Below are 1864 nucleotides of genomic sequence, written 5' to 3'. Positions count from 1 at the left end.
GGACTGGGTGTTGATTTCAATCTCGCCTAAAGATTTTTGGGTGCGCTCGGCTAGTTTGCGCACCTCATCAGCCACCACCGCAAAGCCACGCCCATGCTCGCCCGCCCGGGCGGCTTCAATGGCGGCATTCAAGGCCAATAGTGTAATTTGATCGGCAATGTCAGCAATGGTGATCACCATGTTTTTAATCCCCTCAGATTGTTCGATCACTTCTTGGCTCTTGGTATTCACGCTTTGCGTGGAGGCGGTGATTTTCTCTAGGGCATGCGTGGTTGCCTCCAGCGATCGACCTTGTCGTTTGGAAGCATCTTGCATGGCATGGGTAGCTTCATTGAGCATGTTGGTTTCTTGGTTGAGCGCGTGGGCAAAGTCTAAGGAGTTTTGCAAAGAAGCGATAATGCTTTGTTGTAGAGTGTTGATATTATTAGCTAATTGCAAAAACCCACCCTGCAACTGGGCAGTATCCATTTTAGTCCTGAAGTCATTTTGCGAATAGGTTTCAATGGTTGTGGAAATTTTATGGAAAATATGGTTGAGAAACTGGGAAAAATCGTTGAAGTTGCTCCCTAAATGCTGGAGCTCTGGGTTGATCGCTTGGGTGTGGATATTTCGGGTGAAATCCCCCGTACGCGCGCTATTAAGCACCACTAGAACCTCCTTAGAGAGGGCTTGATCGGCTTGCAAATGTTGCACAGCTTCTTGAATGCTGGTGTTGAGTGCGCGTGCCATTTGCCCCAACTCATCATCAGAACGCAAGATGATCTCTTGGGGCACTTTTTTATCTTTGTAATTGACAAAGGCAAAAAAATCTTTGAGTGCCCCACTTAGGGTGCGGATATTGCTGGTGATTTTGTGGTAAAAGAGATAATAAAGCGGAATCACCACCGCCACCAAAAAGATCAACACCAAAACCACATGGATATAGAATTTGTGGCTCAAGTTGTGATCGATGAGCTGGGTGATGCTATGGGTGCGCTCCTCGATATTATCCATATACATCCCCCCACCGACCCACCAATCCTGGGTGCCCGCGATCTTTTGGGCATAGGAAATCTTGGCCGTATAGCGGACTTGGCCGTTACCCAAAGGCTTAGGTGAAACATAATAGACAAACTTACCCCCAGCCATCGCAGCATTGTAAAGTTCTTTGATGTAATACACGCCGTTTTTATCCTTGACATTCTCAGCACTTTGGCCGATGCGGTATTTGGGATTGGCGGTGTAAATAGGGGTGTATTTATTGTAAGCAAAAAAGTAGCCAGATTTATCCTCATCGTAGCGAAAGCCCTTGAGCATTTTAACAATGATCTGCTCTTTGGCTACCTGTGTGGGGACTTCTTTAATAGCGTGGGCAATATTAAAGCTTGCGGTATCTATGGCCAATTTGAGCTTGCCACCCAGCATGTCCTTTAAATCGGCACTCACCAAAGCATTGACTTGATGGACAGACTCGCGGTTATTTTGCGCAAAGAGCAACAAGGTCGCAACCACAGCCACAATGGTGAGCATCCATAGAGCTACAATCTGTTTGCCTAGAGAAAATGAGGGCATGGTGTTCTTTGGGGTGTTACTTGTGTCCCCCCGATGGGGCGGTTATCAAAATTTCTTGCTATTGGCTTCATCCAAGATATTTTGTGCGATCTTTTGCACATTTTGGCTAATACTCAAGGAAGTTGCGGTGATCTCCGCATTGTTTGTCATCGTTTCTTCCAAAGCCTCCATCGCCGCGCTGATCTTGCCAATGCTTTGAGTCTGTTCCTCGATGGCTTGCGCGCTATCATTAATGGATTGGGTGAGGGACTGGGTGTTGATTTCAATCTCGCCTAAAGATTTTTGGGTGCGCTCGGCTAGTTTGCGCACCTCA

At 46.9% G+C, this 1864-nt stretch carries 1 protein-coding gene and 1 pseudogene; both read right to left on the bottom strand.

From position 1 onward, the window contains the following. Positions 1–1551: methyl-accepting chemotaxis protein (locus tag EAO36_RS08140; RefSeq protein ID WP_162983294.1), on the bottom strand; the 1551-nt coding region annotated here is incomplete at its 3' end. A 45-nt stretch (positions 1552–1596) separates the two neighbouring features. Further along, positions 1597–1864: pseudogene (locus EAO36_RS08135) on the bottom strand (methyl-accepting chemotaxis protein); the annotation flags it as partial.

Origin of the sequence: Helicobacter mehlei (genome assembly GCF_003660265.1) — a bacterium.
Taxonomy (GTDB): Bacteria; Campylobacterota; Campylobacteria; order Campylobacterales; family Helicobacteraceae; genus Helicobacter; species Helicobacter mehlei.
The sequence above is the reverse complement of the archived record's forward strand: the minus strand, read 5'-3'. Positions and strand labels throughout refer to the sequence as shown.